Annotated in this window: 18 protein-coding genes; 10 read left to right on the plus strand and 8 right to left on the minus strand. The window is 66.5% G+C overall.

Going from position 1 to position 14,417, the window contains the following annotated elements; all coding sequences use genetic code 11:
* Nucleotides 1-168: 168 nt before the first annotated feature.
* Nucleotides 169-873, minus strand: a complete 705-nt coding sequence (locus CXY79_RS08340) for a winged helix-turn-helix domain-containing protein (RefSeq protein ID WP_104100676.1) — start codon at nucleotides 871-873, stop codon at nucleotides 169-171.
* Between the two features lie 518 nt (nucleotides 874-1,391).
* Nucleotides 1,392-2,024 carry a uracil phosphoribosyltransferase gene (gene upp / locus CXY79_RS08345; protein WP_104100677.1) on the minus strand — a complete coding sequence of 211 codons (633 nt, stop codon included), beginning with the start codon at nucleotides 2,022-2,024 and terminating at the stop codon, nucleotides 1,392-1,394.
* A gap of 34 nt (nucleotides 2,025-2,058) precedes the next feature.
* Here upp and tadA point away from each other — a divergent pair, with 34 nt between their 5' ends.
* On the plus strand, nucleotides 2,059-2,538 hold the full coding sequence (tadA, locus tag CXY79_RS08350) for a tRNA adenosine(34) deaminase TadA (RefSeq protein WP_104100678.1): 480 nt from the start codon (nucleotides 2,059-2,061) through the stop codon (nucleotides 2,536-2,538).
* Here tadA and CXY79_RS08355 read toward each other — a convergent pair.
* Both CXY79_RS08355 and CXY79_RS08360 read right to left on the minus strand, forming a co-directional pair.
* Nucleotides 2,495-3,208, minus strand: a complete 714-nt coding sequence (locus CXY79_RS08355) for a glutamine amidotransferase (RefSeq protein ID WP_104100679.1) — start codon at nucleotides 3,206-3,208, stop codon at nucleotides 2,495-2,497. The two genes, tadA and CXY79_RS08355, sit on opposite strands and share 44 nt — an antisense overlap.
* On the minus strand, nucleotides 3,205-4,167 hold the full coding sequence (locus CXY79_RS08360; RefSeq protein ID WP_104100680.1) for a cation diffusion facilitator family transporter: 963 nt from the start codon (nucleotides 4,165-4,167) through the stop codon (nucleotides 3,205-3,207). Before CXY79_RS08360 ends, CXY79_RS08355 begins: the two co-directional genes overlap by 4 nt.
* A gap of 62 nt (nucleotides 4,168-4,229) precedes the next feature.
* Here CXY79_RS08360 and proC point away from each other — a divergent pair, with 62 nt between their 5' ends.
* Nucleotides 4,230-5,078, plus strand: a complete 849-nt coding sequence (gene proC / locus CXY79_RS08365) for a pyrroline-5-carboxylate reductase (RefSeq protein WP_104100681.1) — start codon at nucleotides 4,230-4,232, stop codon at nucleotides 5,076-5,078.
* A 28-nt stretch (nucleotides 5,079-5,106) separates the two neighbouring features.
* Here proC and CXY79_RS08370 read toward each other — a convergent pair whose 3' ends face one another.
* Both CXY79_RS08370 and CXY79_RS08375 read right to left on the minus strand, forming a co-directional pair.
* Entirely contained in the window at nucleotides 5,107-5,778 is a 672-nt protein-coding gene (locus CXY79_RS08370; RefSeq protein WP_104100682.1) for a TrkA family potassium uptake protein, read from the minus strand.
* Nucleotides 5,771-7,201 carry a TrkH family potassium uptake protein gene (locus CXY79_RS08375; protein WP_104100683.1) on the minus strand — a complete coding sequence of 477 codons (1,431 nt, stop codon included), beginning with the start codon at nucleotides 7,199-7,201 and terminating at the stop codon, nucleotides 5,771-5,773. Before CXY79_RS08375 ends, CXY79_RS08370 begins: the two co-directional genes overlap by 8 nt.
* Nucleotides 7,202-7,287: 86 nt before the next feature.
* On the opposite strand from CXY79_RS08375, the gene CXY79_RS08380 reads away from it, so the two are divergent.
* Together CXY79_RS08380 and CXY79_RS08385 are read left to right on the plus strand one after the other, a co-directional pair.
* Entirely contained in the window at nucleotides 7,288-7,734 is a 447-nt protein-coding gene (locus tag CXY79_RS08380) for a helix-turn-helix transcriptional regulator (protein WP_104100684.1), read from the plus strand.
* Nucleotides 7,735-7,857: 123 nt separating this feature from the next.
* Nucleotides 7,858-7,956 (plus strand): 30S ribosomal protein bS22, encoded by a 99-nt coding sequence (locus CXY79_RS08385; protein ID WP_003792170.1) that lies wholly within the window; start codon nucleotides 7,858-7,860, stop codon nucleotides 7,954-7,956.
* Nucleotides 7,957-8,010: 54 nt separating this feature from the next.
* Here the strand turns inward: CXY79_RS08385 and CXY79_RS08390 are convergent, their stop codons facing one another.
* A complete protein-coding gene (locus CXY79_RS08390) occupies nucleotides 8,011-8,733 on the minus strand; it encodes an HAD family phosphatase (RefSeq protein WP_158250252.1) in 723 nt (240 codons plus the stop codon).
* A 56-nt stretch (nucleotides 8,734-8,789) separates the two neighbouring features.
* Between CXY79_RS08390 and CXY79_RS08395 the strand changes: the two genes are divergently transcribed.
* Nucleotides 8,790-9,059, plus strand: a complete 270-nt coding sequence (locus CXY79_RS08395) for a glutaredoxin family protein (RefSeq protein ID WP_104100686.1) — start codon at nucleotides 8,790-8,792, stop codon at nucleotides 9,057-9,059.
* Entirely contained in the window at nucleotides 9,056-9,352 is a 297-nt protein-coding gene (locus CXY79_RS08400) for a Dabb family protein (protein ID WP_104100687.1), read from the plus strand. Before CXY79_RS08395 ends, CXY79_RS08400 begins: the two co-directional genes overlap by 4 nt.
* 23 nt (nucleotides 9,353-9,375) lie before the next feature.
* On the opposite strand, the gene aspS is transcribed toward CXY79_RS08400, so the two are convergent.
* Nucleotides 9,376-10,689 (minus strand): aspartate--tRNA(Asn) ligase, encoded by a 1,314-nt coding sequence (gene aspS / locus CXY79_RS08405; protein WP_104100688.1) that lies wholly within the window; start codon nucleotides 10,687-10,689, stop codon nucleotides 9,376-9,378.
* Nucleotides 10,690-10,767: 78 nt separating this feature from the next.
* On the opposite strand from aspS, the gene CXY79_RS08410 reads away from it, so the two are divergent.
* Genes CXY79_RS08410 through CXY79_RS08425 form a run of 4 tightly spaced genes read left to right on the plus strand, consistent with a single transcriptional unit; the run spans nucleotide 10,768 to nucleotide 14,417 of the window.
* The gene (locus tag CXY79_RS08410) at nucleotides 10,768-11,412 is read left to right on the plus strand and encodes a histidine phosphatase family protein (RefSeq protein WP_104100689.1); all 645 of its coding nucleotides are present in this window, start codon (nucleotides 10,768-10,770) and stop codon (nucleotides 11,410-11,412) included.
* The gene (locus CXY79_RS08415; protein WP_104100690.1) at nucleotides 11,409-12,005 is read left to right on the plus strand and encodes a TlpA disulfide reductase family protein; all 597 of its coding nucleotides are present in this window, start codon (nucleotides 11,409-11,411) and stop codon (nucleotides 12,003-12,005) included. Before CXY79_RS08410 ends, CXY79_RS08415 begins: the two co-directional genes overlap by 4 nt.
* Nucleotides 12,006-12,007: 2 nt before the next feature.
* Nucleotides 12,008-12,769 (plus strand): cytochrome c biogenesis CcdA family protein, encoded by a 762-nt coding sequence (locus tag CXY79_RS08420; protein ID WP_104100691.1) that lies wholly within the window; start codon nucleotides 12,008-12,010, stop codon nucleotides 12,767-12,769.
* A complete protein-coding gene (locus CXY79_RS08425) occupies nucleotides 12,753-14,417 on the plus strand; it encodes a cytochrome c biogenesis protein ResB (RefSeq protein WP_104100692.1) in 1,665 nt (554 codons plus the stop codon). Before CXY79_RS08420 ends, CXY79_RS08425 begins: the two co-directional genes overlap by 17 nt.

Here is a 14,417-nt window from a genome sequence, read left to right on the forward strand (position 1 = left end):
GCCTCGGCGGCCACAAACCAGTGCTCCCCGGCCGGGATTAACCCACGGAAGCAGCAGGAGAGCCAGAATCTCCGTCGAATTCGTTCGAGGAGAGTCGCTGTAAGGCCCCAAAAACCCCAATCGGCGAACCCTCATCGCCCACGGCGGCGGGACTCACACAGCGGGAAGCTAGAAGACGTCCGGGCTCGGCGTGCTCGATTGGCGGATCGACACGTCGGCGTGCCGGTCGAAGCGGTAGCCGACCCCGCGCACGGTGCGCACGATGTCTTCGTAGCGACCGAGCTTGGCGCGCAGGCGACGCACGTGCACGTCGATGGTGCGCTCATTCGGCGCGTCTTCCTCGTCGGAGGCGTTCCACAGCTTGGCGATCAGTTCGGCACGCTCGATGGTGCGGCCTTCGCGGAGCACCAGGTACTGCAGCAGCTCGAATTCCTTGTAGGTGAGCGCCGCGGTCTCGCCGTCGAGGATGACTCGCTTACGGGAGATGTCCACCACGACGCCGCCGAGTGCGCGGTCGGGGTCGTCTGTCACAGTGCGGTGCCGGGCCAGCGCAGTCGGGTCCTGCAGGGCGAGGCGCACGACGTCGACGTCGCGTCCACCGGCTCCGGCGGGCGCCAGTGCGACGGCGGCATGAGTCTCCGCGGTCGGCGCGATGGTTCCGGTGAGGGCTTTGAGCGCCTCGACGATGCGGCTGAGGCTGGTCCCGGCCGCGGCGGCCGTTGCCTCGTCGATGCCGACGTAGAAAACGAAGCCGCGGGCCTGAGTGCCCTCGGGCACGGCGCGGATGCGGGGTGCGGCGGGCGTCGGAACGGCCTGGCGTTCGAGGCGTGCGGCCTGGGCCGAGCGGGCGGTGTCAATGTGGGCAAGCGACATGAGAGTAATCCTTGGCTGGGGTACTGCAGGTGAACCCGACGCTGAGGAGCTGTTCCGGGTTCGAAAAAGTGCGGCCGGTGAGGCCTGGAGGGAGCGAGAGGGGCTCCGGAGTTCAACCAGCCGGCCGCGTGAAGTCAGCGGGGCGGGAACTCGGCGAGGTGTTCGCTGCTTAGCGGGACATTCGGCAACACGCACAGCAGCTGCCGGGCATCACCATGCCGGCAGTCCCGGGGGCCTCGAAGGAGGTCTGGGGGCGTGCGCTCGTTGTCATAGTTGCGAGTAAAGCCCACTGTTACGGCGTGTGTCAATTCTGCAACCAAGGATGACGCCGTGTGACACGCATCACGTTCGGTGGCTCCGCGGTGGATCGGAGAATCCACCGCGGATCGCGAAAGCATGAAAGTTTCCATGATGAAATTTGATTTCATCAAAGATTCTTGAATATGCCGGGTACTGGCGCCCGGCATGTCGCAGGACCTGCGGTGTCCGCCGCCCGACGGAATTGGTGCTCGCTAGAGCTAGACCAAACCGTAGAGGCGGTCGCCGGCGTCACCGAGGCCGGGAACGATGTATCCGTGCTCGTCAAGCTTGTCGTCGACGGCACCGAGAACGATGGTCACTTCGCGGCCCTCGAGGGCCTTCTCGACCGCGGCGAGCCCCTCAGGCGCGGCGAGGATGCAGATGGCCGTGACATCGACGGCGCCGCGGTCGAAGAGGAACTGGATGGCTGCGATCAGCGAACCGCCCGTGGCCAGCATCGGGTCGAGCACGAAGCACTGGCGGTCGGAGAGGTCGTCGGGCAGGCGCTCCGCGTAGGTGGCGGGCTGAAGGGTCTCCTCGTTGCGGGCCATGCCGAGGAAGCCGACCTCTGCCGTCGGTAGCAGTTTGACCATGCCCTCGAGCATGCCCAGACCGGCGCGGAGGATCGGCACGACGAGCGGCTTGGGGTCGCTGATCTGCACGCCGCGGGCCTCGGAGACCGGGGTCTGCACGGTCACGTCTTCGACTCGCACGCCGCGGGTCCCCTCATAAGCGAGGAGGGTCATCAGCTCTTCGACAAGTGACCGGAAGATCGGCGACGGCGTGTTCTTGTCTCGGAGTACCGTGAGTTTGTGGGTGATCAGGGGGTGGTCGGCTACGTGGACTCGCATAGGCTCAATCTACTAGTCGGGGAGGGGAACGTAGATGGGCGAGGTCGATCGCCGGCACAGCGAATGGATGCGGCTCGCGCTCTGCGAGGCCCGCGCTGCCCTCGAAACGGGGGATGTGCCCGTCGGTGCGGTGGTGCTGGACCCGTCCGGCCGTGTGATCGGCCGCGGACGCAACGAGCGCGAAGCGCTGCAGGATCCCACCGGCCACGCCGAGATCGTCGCCATCCGTCACGCTGCCGCGTCCCTGGGGGACTGGCACCTGACCGGCTGCACCCTGGTGGTGACGTTGGAGCCCTGCGTGATGTGCGCGGGCGCGATCCTGGCCGCACGGGTGCCGGTCGTGGTTTTCGGCGCGTGGGACGAGAAGGCCGGCGCCTCCGGATCGGTCTACGACGTGCTGCGTGACCGCCGGCTCAATCACCGCGCTGAGGTCTACGCCGAGGTCGACGCTGACGAATGCGGGGAACTGCTCAGGGCGTTCTTCGCGGACCCAGACCGTCGAGCCATTCGCTGAACATGGACCTGGAAGCGTTCTGCATACCGCTGGAGTAACGTTCGCGTTCGCGGCGCAGGTCGCCCACGTCGAAGCCCTCGGCGGCCACCTCCGCCTCCGAGGCCGCCAGCCACACCTCGTGCATCTCCTCGGTGACCTCCGGGTGGAACTGCACGGCCAGCGCCCAGTCTCCGATCCCGAAGGCCTCATTGCCGTACTGGGGGGACCCGGCGAGCCGTGTCACCCCGTCGGGCAGGTCGAACGTGTCGCTGTGCCACTGGAAGACGGGTACGCCGCTGACGTGCCGCAGCGGGGAGGTCGCCCCGGCCTTCGTGGGCTCCACGGAACGGTAGCCGATCTCGTTCGTCGGCCCGCGGTAGACGCGGGAGCCCAGGGCGTTCGCCATCAGCTGCGCACCCAGGCACACGCCGAAGACGGGCAGAGAGGCGCCGAGCCGCTGCGTGAGCAGGTCGATCTCGGCGTGCAGCGCGGGGAACTCGTCGGCCTCGTAGACCCCCATCTCGCCGCCGAGAACGACCAGCAGGTCGGCTTCCCGCGGGTCGAGGGCGCGCACATCCTCCTTGAGCGTGTCGACGTAGCGAATGGAGTAACCGTGCTCCCGCAGCACCGGTTCGAGGTTGCCGAGGTGGATCGTGTCATCGTGGCGCAGGACGACCGCGGTGCGGGTCACTCGCTGCCTTTGATGACGATGGTGTCGGTGGGCGGCGTGCGGCGGTTGGGGTCGAAGAACAGGTCCGGCTCGAGGTAGATGACGCGGGCCGCCGGCACGGCCTCGCGGATGCGGGTTTCGACGGTGTTGATGCCCGCTGCCACATGGGAGAAATGGCTGTCGGCCTCGAAGGCGATCTTGGCGGCGACGAGCAGTTCGTCCGGGCCGAGGTAAAGGGTCTTGAGGTGGATGATCTTGCGCGTCTCCGGACCGGCCAGGATGGCACGCTCGATGGCCGCGGCATCCGTTTTACCGGCGCCTTCGCCGACGAGGAGGCTCTTGGTCTCTACGCCGAGGACCACGGCGACCAGGACGAGCAGTACGCCGATGAACAGGGTGCCGATGGCGTCCCAGACGGGCTCGCCGGTGATGATGGTGAGGCCGACGGCGAGGAAGGCGAAGACCAGGCCGGCGAGAGCGGCGATGTCTTCGAGCAGCACGACGGGCAAGTCGGGCGCCTTCGCGTGCCGCACGAACTGCACCCAGCTTTGGTTGCCGCGCACGAGGTTCGATTCCTGGATGGCGGTGCGAAGTGAGAAGGACTTGAGGCCCATGGCGACCAGCAGCACCACGATGGGCAGCCACGGCACGTCGAGCGGGTGCGGGTCCTGCAGCTTCCGCACACCCTCGTAAAGGGAGAAGACGCCGCCGACGGAGAACAGGATGATCGACACCACGAACGCGTAGACGTAGCGTTCCCGGCCGTAGCCGAACGGATACTCCTTGTCGGCTTCCTGCTTGGCCTTGCGACCGCCGATGAGCAGAAGCACCTGATTTCCGGAGTCGGCCAGGGAGTGCACGCCCTCGGCGAGCATCGAGGAGGAACCGGAGAATGCCCAGGCTACGAATTTCGTGATCGCGATCCCCAGATTGGCGAGGAGTGCCGCCACGATTGCTTTGTTCCCGCCAGAAGTGCTCATGGGGCAATCCTAGAATGCACACCAGACGGACCCGGCACAGGGGGCGAAAGTAGACTCGTCGGATGACTTCGACTGCAACCACCACACTGCCCGCCATCGCGTTCCTCGGCGCCGGATCGATGGCGAGGGCCGTTCTGACCGGGCTGCTGAACCCGAATGTGACCGTTCTGGGCGGCATCCGGGCAACCAACCGCTCCACGGCGAAGGCCGACGAACTCGCAGGAATCCCCGGCGTCACCGCCTGGGCCACCGCCGACGAGCCCACGGCCAACCGCAAGGCCGTTGCCGGCGCGCGCATCGTGATCGTCGCCGTGAAGCCCGTCATGGTCCTCGACCTGCTGGCCGAGATCGCCGACAGTCTCGAACCGGGCACGCTCGTCATCAGTGTCGCCGCCGGCGTCACCATCGCCACGTTCGAGGCGTCGCTGCCCGAATCCGTGTCGGTCATCCGCTCGATGCCGAACACGCCGGCCCTCGTCGGCAAGGCCGTCACCGGGCTGAGCGCCGGCACGCGGTCCAGCGACACCGATCTCGAGCTCGCGAGGTCCCTCTTCGGCACCGTCGGCGACGTCCTGGTCGTGCCGGAGGAGAAGCTCGATGCCCTCAGCACCATCTCCGGGTCAGGTCCGGCCTACGTTTTCTACCTGATCGAGCAGCTCACCGCCACGGCGATCGCCAAGGGTTTCACCCCGGAGGAGGCCGCGGTCATGGTGAACGGCACCTTCCTCGGTGCGACGAGCCTGCTGGTGGCATCCGACCTGTCCCCGACGGAACTGCGCCGCCAGGTCACAAGCCCGAGCGGCACCACCGAGCGTGCCGTGTGGGAGCTGGAAAAGGGCGGGATCAAGGACCTGTTCGACCGGGCGACGGATGCCGCACTCGCCCGGGCCCGCGAACTCGCCGGCCACTAGAACTCCAGGCCATGAGAACTCCAGGCCCCTAGAACTCCAGCGACGCGAACCGCTCGATGTCGGACTCGGTGCCGGAGACGATGATCAGGTCCTGGTCGGTGATGACCGTCTTCTCGGTGGCGTAGGTGAAGGGGCGGTCGGGGCTCTTCACGCCGACCACGGTGACGTTGTACTTGCGGCGCAGCCCGGATTCGGTCAGGTTCAGGCCCCGGATCGACTTGGGCGGGATCATCTTGACCAGGGCGAAGTCGTCGTCGAATTCGATGAAGTCGAGCAGGCGTCCGGAGACGAGGTGCGCCAGGCGTTCGCCTGCCTGTGCCTCCGGGAAGACGACGTGGTTCACCCCGATGCGCTCGAGGATCGTGCCGTGCGACTTGGAGATCGCTTTCGCCCAGATTTGCGGGATCCCGAGGTCGACCAGATTCGCCGCGATCAGCACACTGGCCTCGACGGACGAGCCGACGGCGCAGACGGCGATCGAGAATTGCTGCGCGCCGATCTGGCGAAGCGCTTCCAGGGAGGTGGCGTCGGCCTGCACCGCGTGCGTGACGCGTTCGGACCACTTCTGCACGAGGACCGCGCTGTCGTCGACGGCGAGCACATCCCGTCCGAGCCGGTCGAGTTGCCCCGCGGTGGCCGCGCCGAACCGGCCGAGGCCGATCACGAGCACCGGTGCGTCGTGTTTGAAGCGGTCAGCCAACGATGGGTCTCTCTTCCGGACGGGAGAACAACTGCCTGCTCTGGCTCGCGGCGAGGGCAGCCGCGAGGGTCACTGTACCAATCCTGCCCATGAACATGGTTGCCGCCAGCACATACACTCCGGCCGGAGGCAGTTCGCCGGTCAGGCCCGTCGACAGGCCGCAGGTGGCGAACGCGGAGATCACATCGAAGAGCACCTGGTCGAACGGCGCGTTGGAGATCTGCAGGATCAGGATGCTGGACACGGCAACCGTCGTGGCGCCCCACAGCACCACGCTGACCGCGAGCCTCAGGATGTCGCTGGGGATCCGGCGGCCGAACGCTTCCATCTGGCTTCGTCCGCTGGCCTCGGCGAAGGCGGCGAGGAAGAGGATGGCAAGGGTCGTCACCTTGATGCCGCCGGCGGTCGACGCGGAGCCGCCGCCGATGAACATCAGCATGTCCGTGGCGAGCAGGCTCGCCCCCTGCAGGTCGCTGATGTCGATGGTCGCGAAGCCGCCGGACCGGGTCATCATCGACAGGAAGAGCGACTGGAAGATCGTGTCGCCCACGTTCAGCGACCCGAACGTCTTCGGGTTGTCGAACTCGAGCGCGATGTACACGGCAACGCCGGCCACGAGCAGCACCACGGTCGTGAAGAGGGTCAGTTTCACGTGCAGCGACCAGCGTCTGGGGCTATGCCAGCCCCGGACGAGGGCGTAGATCACCGGGAAACCCAGGCTGCCGAGGAAGGCGCCCACCATCAAGGCGCTGAGGAACCAGTAGTCGCTGGCGAACGGGGCCAAAGCTCCGACGTTGGGGGAGAAGCCGCTGTTGGTGAACGCCATGGCCGCGTAGTACACGCTCTGCCAGAGCGCCTCGCCGACAGGTGTCCCGACCGCGAGGATACGCGGAAAGAGCAGGATAGCCACGACCAGCTCGATTACGAAGGCGCTGATCGCGACCGTCACGAGCAGGTTGCCGACCTCGCCCAGGCGAACGGCCTGTCCTTCATTGACCGGTCCGGCATGGATGCGGGAGGGGTTTGTGTCACTGGCGGCCATCAGCCGGGCGCGCAGGCCCAGGCGCCGGGAAATGACCATTCCCATCAGGGAGGCGAGGGTCAGCACGCCGACCCCGCCGATATTGACACCGACCACCACCAGGACATTGCCGAAGGCCGACCAGTGCGTGGCCATGTCCACCGTCGCTAGGCCGGTCACGCAGATCACCGACACCGCGGTGAAGAGGGCGTCGTGCAGCGGGGTGACGATGCGGTCTGCCGTGGCGATGGGCAGGGAGAATAGGAGGGTGAACACCAGGACCAGCGCGGTGAAAACGAGGATGGCGAATCGGGACGGCGAGCTGCGGACCAGACCGTCCACTGAGTCTCGCAACCAGGCGTACCAACTGGTGGGACGCGGTGCGAAGGCGGAGTCCGCCATCCGTGTCTGCACTGAAACCTCCGACTTGCTCGCGACGAACGGCCGTCGACATGGTATCCCCCACCGGGAATGAGTAGCCTTGAGGCATGGCAGACATCTTCGGCGTGGTGGCGGATTCGACCCGACGCGAAATTCTACGCATTCTCCTCGAGCGATACAACCAATCGAACACGGCCGGCGGAGAGCTGAGCGTGTCTGACATCGTCGACAAGCTCGGCCTGAGCCAGCCAACCATCTCGAAGCACCTGAAGGTGCTGCGCGAAGCGGGCCTGGTGGGCGTGAGAGAAGCCGGTCAGCACCGGTATTACCATCTTGACTACGCGCCGCTCGAGGAAATCGAAGACTGGCTGATTCCCTTCCTCAGCGTCGACTTCGATGCCACCGCCGAGGAGCCGACCGAGGAGACCGAGGGCTTGAAGGTGGAACAGCGGGCATTCGCCGCGGCCATCGGAAAGGCCTTTGCGGAGACATCATACCAAATGGCGCATGCGGTCAAAGATGCGAAGCCCCGAAAATGGCGGAGAATCGACTAGTCGGCGGCGCTTGAGCGCCCGAATGCGCACACCGCGTCGGAGAGTGTTGTTTTTCCGGTAGACTGATATCTACCGTGTCTGTCGCGAATCCCGCGGCGAAACCAATTCTTTTGTGAGGTCCGTGTGGGTTCTGTAATCAAGAAGCGACGCAAGCGTATGGCGAAGAAGAAGCACCGCAAGCTGCTTCGTAAGACTCGCCACCAGCGTCGCAATAAGAAGTAGACGGTTCTGGACCGTTTGAAATAGCTACCGGCGTAAGCGCTAGGCCCCTGGGGTCTAGCGCTTTTTGCTTGCCCGGGTGGCGGCCGTGATGCTGCCGCGTTTGAGGATCATCACCGGCCAGTGGCGGGCTGCGGCATAGCGGCGGAGCGTGGCATCCGGATTCACGACCACCGGATTGCCGACCAGGTCCAGCAACGGAATGTCGTTGTGGGAGTCGGAGTAGGCCCAGCAGACGGCCAGGTCGACGCCGCTGCGCTCTGCCTGGGCGTTGGCGGCGACGGCCTTGCTGACACCGTGGCAGACACCCTCGGTGAGGCGGCCGGTGAAAATTCCGTCGACGGCCTCGAGCCTGGTACCGAGCGCGCCAGTGAGGCCCAGCCGTTCGGCGATGACGTCGGCCACCTCCTGGGCGGTCGCGGAGACGAGCCAGACCTCGCGCCCGGCCTTGAGGTGCGCACGGGCGACGGCGACCGTTTCCGGCCAGAGCCGCCGCAAGAGGCGGGCGTCGAAGATCTCCGTGCTGAGCGCGACGAGTTCGTCCCGGCTGTAGCCCACGACCACTTCCAGCGCGCGCTCCCGGATGCTCGCGAGGTGCATCCTGTTTTCGCCGACGTAGAGGAATCGGGCCTGTTTCCAGGCGAAGGAGAGCAGGTCCCGGCCGGTGACCAGTCGTCGCCGCCAGGCACCCACACCGAGGTGGTACAGGCTGGCGCCGCGCAGGAGGGTGTTGTCCACGTCGAAGAACGCGATTGCGGGGGCGATGGTGTCTTCGGACATGTGTGCGGTCAAGTCTAGTTGCGTGTTGCGTCGGCGAGCCAGCATAGGCTGGAGCAATGGCTACTGCACTCCTCACCCTGGTCGGCAAGCCCGGCTGTCATCTCTGCGATGACGCCCGGGATCTGGTCGGCAGCGTCGTGACCAAACTCGCCGACGACCCGTCCGCCCCCGACATCGTGCTCGAAGAGCGCTCGATTCTCGACGACGCCGAGCTGCACGCCCTGTACGTCGAGGACATCCCGGTGCTCCTGCTCAACGGCAAGGTGCACAATTACTGGCGCATCGATCCACTGCGGCTGCGCACGGCGCTTCTGGCCGTGCAATGATCCGGCACATCGTCTCCTGGCAACTAGCCCCGGCCGACCCGGTCCAGAAGGCCGCCGCCGCGGCCGGGATCGCGGTCCGCCTGGAAGGGCTCGTGGGCGTCGTCGACGAGATCCGCTCGCTGCAGGTGGGTTTCGACGTCGCCGGCGGCTCCAACTGGGACGTCGTGCTGATCGCCGACTTTGACGACCTGGACGCCGTCAACCGCTACCAGGTGCACCCCGCCCACCAGGCGGCGGGAACCTTCATCCGTTCCGTCGTATCGTCGAGGATGGCCGTCGATGTCGCCGTCTGACCGTTCGGCTACGGCCCGTTCGGCTACGGCTCGAGGCGCGTCGGGCCGCGGAACAGGTAGGTGACCTCGCGGATGCTGGCCTGGTGCAGCATCAGCATGAGTACCCGGGCGAGGCCCATGCCGAACCCGCCGTGCGACGGAACGCCGTAGCGGAAGAAGTCGAGGTAGCCCTCGATCTCCTCGGGGTCGATGCCCTTCTCCTTGGCCTGCTCGACCAAAATGTCGATGCGGTGCTCGCGCTGCGCTCCAGTGGAGATCTCGGTGCCGTTGAAGATCAGGTCATAGCTCTTGGTGATGCTCGCGTCGCCCTCGTGGCGCATGTGGTAGAACGGCCGGATGCTTGAGGCGTAGTCGGTGAGGAAGACGAACTCGTGGCCGAAGGTCTCGAGCACGTAGGCGGCGATCCGGCGTTCGCCTTCGGGGTCCATGTCGTCGTCATCGCGCGGGACCTCGTAGCCGCGGGTCTTGACGATCTCCTTGGCCTCGGCCAGCGGGATGCGCGGGAACGGTGTACTGGGCACGGTGACCTCGACCCCGAAGAGGGCCAGGACCTCGTCGCCGTGCTTCTCCTTGACGGCCGTGAATCCGGCGACAAGCAGCTCTTCGTGCAGCTGCATGACGTCTTCGTGGCTGTCGATCCAGCTGATCTCGGAGTCGACGCTGGTGAACTCGGTGGAGTGACGGCTGGTGAACGACGGGTCGGCGCGGAACGCCGGTCCGACCTCGAAGATTTTGCCGAAGCCGGCGGCCTGGGCCATCTGCTTGAAGAACTGCGGGCTCTGCGCGAGGTAGGCCTTGGTGTCGAAGTACTCCACCTCGAACAGCTCGGCGCGGGACTCGCTCGCGCTGGCCATCAGCTTCGGGGTGTGCAGCTCAATGAAGTCATTGTCGATCCAGTACGTGCGCAGTGCGTGCTCGAAGGTGGTCTGGAGGCGGAAGATCAGGTTCTGCTTGGGCTGGCGCAGATCGAGGAAGCGCCAGTCGAGGCGCTTGTCCAGATTGGAGTCGGCCGCGATCGGGGTCTCGGGGATGGCGACCGTGACGACCTCGAGGGTCGCGAGCTTGATTTCGATGCCGCCGAGCTTGACGCGCTCGTCGTGCTTGAGCTCACCGGTGACGGTGACGAAGCTGCCCTGCGACAGGGTGGAGATGGTGGTGGCCGGTTCGTCGGCGACGACAATGCCGTCGGCATCCGTGGTGCGCGGGTTCACGAGCTGCACCGCGCCGGATTCGTCGCGCAGCACGACGAACTGCACCTTCTTCTGGTCTCGGACGGTGTCGACCCACCCGGACACCGTCACGGGTCCGTTGTCGAGGGCGGCCAGGTTCTTGATCACTATGCGCTCAGTCACCGGTCAAGTTTAGCCGCACGGCTCTCGGCGTATTCGCGGGTGCCCCCTCCGTAGACTGGGAACGTGGTAGCCAGACAGGTACATCTCGTGCGGCACGGTGAGGTTTTCAATCCCGAGCGCGTTCTGTACGGACGCCTGCCCGGATTCCGCCTCTCCGATCTGGGGGCTCAGATGGCCGAGGCGGCTGCCGCCGATCTGGTGGAGCGCGGGCGCCCCGTCGCCCGCATCATCTCCTCACCGCTGCAGCGTGCGCAGGAGTCGGCCGCTCCGATCGCGGCTGCCTTCACCCTTCCGGTCGACATCGACCCGCGCATCATCGAGCCGACCAATTTCTTCGAGGGCAAACGGATGCGGGGCACGGGCGGGGCCTTGCGCGATCCCCGCAGCTGGCACGCGCTCATCAACCCGCTGCGTCCCAGCTGGGGCGAACCGTTCGACTCGATCGCGAAGCGCATGCTCGCCGCGATCGAGGATGCCCGCAACTCGGTCGACGAGGGCGACGTCGTGCTCGTCAGCCACCAGCTTCCGATCTGGATGGTGCACCGCGCCCTGGCCCGGCAGCGTTTGCCGCACGACCCGCGCAAACGCCGCTGCGACCTGTCGAGCATCACAACCCTGTCCTGGCCCGGCGGCTTCCCCGACGAGACCGGCTACTCCAACCCTGCCCTGTCGCTGCAGGTCGGCGCCTCGGACGTAGGAGCCGTATGAATCTCCGTCCCCGCGCCGCCGTCACCGCTCTGGTTGCCGTGGCGCTACTGCTGACCGGCTGCTCCGCCGACCCGCTCGCCGAACAGTACCGCGAGGGCAGCAGTAAGGGCTTCATCGCCGGTGACGGCAGCTGGACCGAGATCCCGGCCGCCGAGCGCGGCGATCCCATCTCCTGGAGCGGCGCAGACGAAAACGGCGACCCGCTCTCCAGCGAGGACTACGCCGGCGAGGTCGTCGTGGTCAACTTCTGGTACGCCAGCTGCGCGCCCTGCCGGGCGGAAGCCCCGGCCCTGCAAAAACTCAACGAGGAATTCGCCGGCACGGACGCCCACTGGGTCGGCGTCAACGTGCGGGACCAGGCCGCGAACGCGACCGCGTTCAACGAGAGCTTCGGCATCACCTACCCGTCGGTGATGGACGTCGACAACGGGAGCATGCAGCTCGCGTTCAGCGGCAGCATCCCGCCCAACGCCGTTCCCACCACGCTGGTGCTCGACCGGTCAGGCCGGGTCGCGGCCCGCATCCTCGGTGCGATCTCGGAGCCCTCCATCCTCGAAACTCTCGTGCGCGACGCGATCGCCGAGGATTCGTAGGCGTGGACAACCCCTTCGGCGAGATCGTCTTCAGCGGCCAGCTCTACCTGGCCATTCCCATCGCCGTGCTGGCCGGGCTCGTCTCGTTCGCCTCTCCCTGCATCCTCCCGCTCGTGCCCGGCTACCTGGCCTACATCGGCGGCTTCACCGACGGCAGCTCGGCCCCCGCGCGCGGCGACCGCCGGGGCCGCAACCGTCTGCTGCTCGGGGTCCTGTTGTTCATCCTCGGCTTCACCCTCGTCTTCGTGCTCACCGGTGTCATTTTCGGGGTTGCCGGATTCTGGCTGAACCAGTATCGAGATGCGATCACCCGCATCGCCGGCGTCGTGGTAATCCTGCTCGGCCTGGTGTTCGTCGGCCAGTTCGGTTTCGCGCAGCGCAGCGTGAAGGCGACCTGGAGACCGGGGATGGGCCTGGCCGGCGCCCCTCTGCTCGGCGCGGTCTTCGCCGTGGGCTGGACCCCCTGCACCGGCCCCACGCTCACGGCCATCAACTCTCTCAGCCTGACCACGGGCTCTCCCTGGCAGGGGGGACTGCTGGCCCTGTTCTACGCGCTCGGGCTGGGCATCCCGTTCCTTCTCATCGCGCTCGGCCTCAGCTGGGCGACCGGAGCCGTTTCCTTCCTGAAACGGCACGTCAGGGCTATCAACCTGTTTGGCGGTCTCCTCCTCGTTCTCATCGGCGTGCTCATGGTCAGTGGCGTGTGGAACGCCTGGCTCCTCGACCTGCAAGGAACGATCGGAAGTTATGTCCCGGCCATCTGACCATTACGACGCCCCGGCCTCCGCGGGAATCGTGCAACCGCACCTCGGCTTCGCAGGCTGGCTGCGCTGGTTCTGGCGCCAGCTGACGAACATGCGCACCGCGCTGTTCCTTCTGCTGCTTCTCGCGATCGCCGCCGTGCCGGGATCTCTGGTACCCCAGCGCAGCTCCGACCCGAACGGGGTTACCCAGTACTTCGCCGACAACCCCGACCTCGCGCCGCTGCTCGACACGGTTCAGGCGTTCGACGTCTACTCGTCGGCGTGGTTCTCGGCCATCTACCTGCTGCTGTTCATCTCGCTGATCGGGTGCGTCATCCCGCGCACCAAGCACCACTACCTCGCGCTGCGGGCCAAGCCGCCGCGCACCCCCGCCCGCCTGTCCCGGCTGGCCGGCTTCACGGCGCGCATCGCTCCGGTCGGCACGGATGCCCAGGCCGCCGTCGAGTCCGCCCGCAGGCTTCTGAAGACCAGCGGCTACCGGGCGGCCGTCTTCGAGAATCGCGGGGAGACCTCGGTCTCGGCCGAACGCGGCTACCTGCGTGAAACCGGCAACCTGGTCTTCCACTTCGCCCTGGTCGGCATCCTGATCACCGTCGGTTTCGGTGGCGGCTTCGGGTTCAGCGGCCAACGTGTACTGGTCGAAGGGCAGACCTTCGTGAACACCCTGCTGGCCTACGACTCGTTCAACCCCGGCCGGTTCTTCAACGACACCAGCCTCACGCCCTATAAACTCACCCTCGACAACTTCGACGTCACCTACGAGGAGGAGAACCTCAAGGCCTACGGCCAGCCGATCGACTTCACAGCAGAGGTCACCATCACCCCGCGGGGTGAGGCCGCAGAGGCCAGCCAGGTGAAGGTGAACGGGCCGGCCCGCACCGGCGGCACCGACGTCTACCTGCTCGGCAACGGCTACGCCCCCACCCTCACCGTAAAGGACCCGAACGGGGTGGTCGTCTTCACCGACTCTGTGCCGTTCCTGCCGCAGGATGCCAACCTCACCTCCCTCGGCGTGATCAAGGTTCCCGACGGGCTCGCCGAGCAACTCGGCATGATCGGCTTCTTCTACCCGACCCAGGCCACCGCGGATTCGGGGGCCTTCTTCTCCTCCTTCCCTGACCTCGAATACCCGCTGCTGACCCTCAACGTCTACTCGGGAGACCTGGGGCTCGACGCGGGCGTGCCGACGTCGGTCTACTCGCTCGACATCGACAAGATGACCCAGCTCACCGGGGGCAAGACCGGCGTGGAGTCGATCGAGTTGAAGCCGGGGGAAACCCGGGAACTGCCGAACGGCCTCGGGTCCGTCACTTTCGACGACGCCAACCCGGGGGCGCAGAACGGGGACTTCTCTGGTTCGGTGCTGCGGTTTGCCTCGTTCGACATCCACCACGACCCCACCCAGCTCTGGGTGCTGTCCTTCGCCGTTCTGGCCCTGCTCGGCCTGCTGACGTCACTGTTCGTGCCACGTCGGCGGGTCTGGGTGAAGGCCGTGCCGGAGCAGGACGGCTCGCTGCGCCTCGAATACGCGGGTCTAGCCCGGGGCGAGGACCCGACCCTGGAATCCGCCGTCAGCGACCTCGCCGATCGGCACACGGACCTGCTGTTATCCTCCCAATCGGCCACCCCGGCATCCGAACAGAAATAG

The sequence above is a fragment of the Cryobacterium sp. M96 genome, from assembly GCF_002929845.1.
GTDB lineage: Bacteria > Actinomycetota > Actinomycetes > Actinomycetales > Microbacteriaceae > Cryobacterium > Cryobacterium sandaracinum.

Bases quoted from the DNA above. Each gene is read 5' to 3' on its own strand.
- upp (WP_104100677.1), bottom strand. From the start codon at position 2,024: ATGCGAGTCCACGTAGCCGACCACCCCCTGATCACCCACAAACTCACG.
- CXY79_RS08395 (WP_104100686.1), top strand. From the start codon at position 8,790: ATGGCTACTGCACTCCTCACCCTGGTCGGCAAGCCCGGCTGTCATCTC.
- CXY79_RS08340 (WP_104100676.1), bottom strand. From the start codon at position 873: ATGTCGCTTGCCCACATTGACACCGCCCGCTCGGCCCAGGCCGCACGC.
- tadA (WP_104100678.1), top strand. From the start codon at position 2,059: ATGGGCGAGGTCGATCGCCGGCACAGCGAATGGATGCGGCTCGCGCTC.
- proC (WP_104100681.1), top strand. From the start codon at position 4,230: ATGACTTCGACTGCAACCACCACACTGCCCGCCATCGCGTTCCTCGGC.
- CXY79_RS08390 (WP_158250252.1), bottom strand. From the start codon at position 8,733: ATGTCCGAAGACACCATCGCCCCCGCAATCGCGTTCTTCGACGTGGAC.
- CXY79_RS08400 (WP_104100687.1), top strand. From the start codon at position 9,056: ATGATCCGGCACATCGTCTCCTGGCAACTAGCCCCGGCCGACCCGGTC.
- CXY79_RS08360 (WP_104100680.1), bottom strand. From the start codon at position 4,167: ATGAGCACTTCTGGCGGGAACAAAGCAATCGTGGCGGCACTCCTCGCC.
- CXY79_RS08415 (WP_104100690.1), top strand. From the start codon at position 11,409: ATGAATCTCCGTCCCCGCGCCGCCGTCACCGCTCTGGTTGCCGTGGCG.
- CXY79_RS08380 (WP_104100684.1), top strand. From the start codon at position 7,288: ATGGCAGACATCTTCGGCGTGGTGGCGGATTCGACCCGACGCGAAATT.
- CXY79_RS08375 (WP_104100683.1), bottom strand. From the start codon at position 7,201: ATGGCGGACTCCGCCTTCGCACCGCGTCCCACCAGTTGGTACGCCTGG.
- CXY79_RS08425 (WP_104100692.1), top strand. From the start codon at position 12,753: ATGTCCCGGCCATCTGACCATTACGACGCCCCGGCCTCCGCGGGAATC.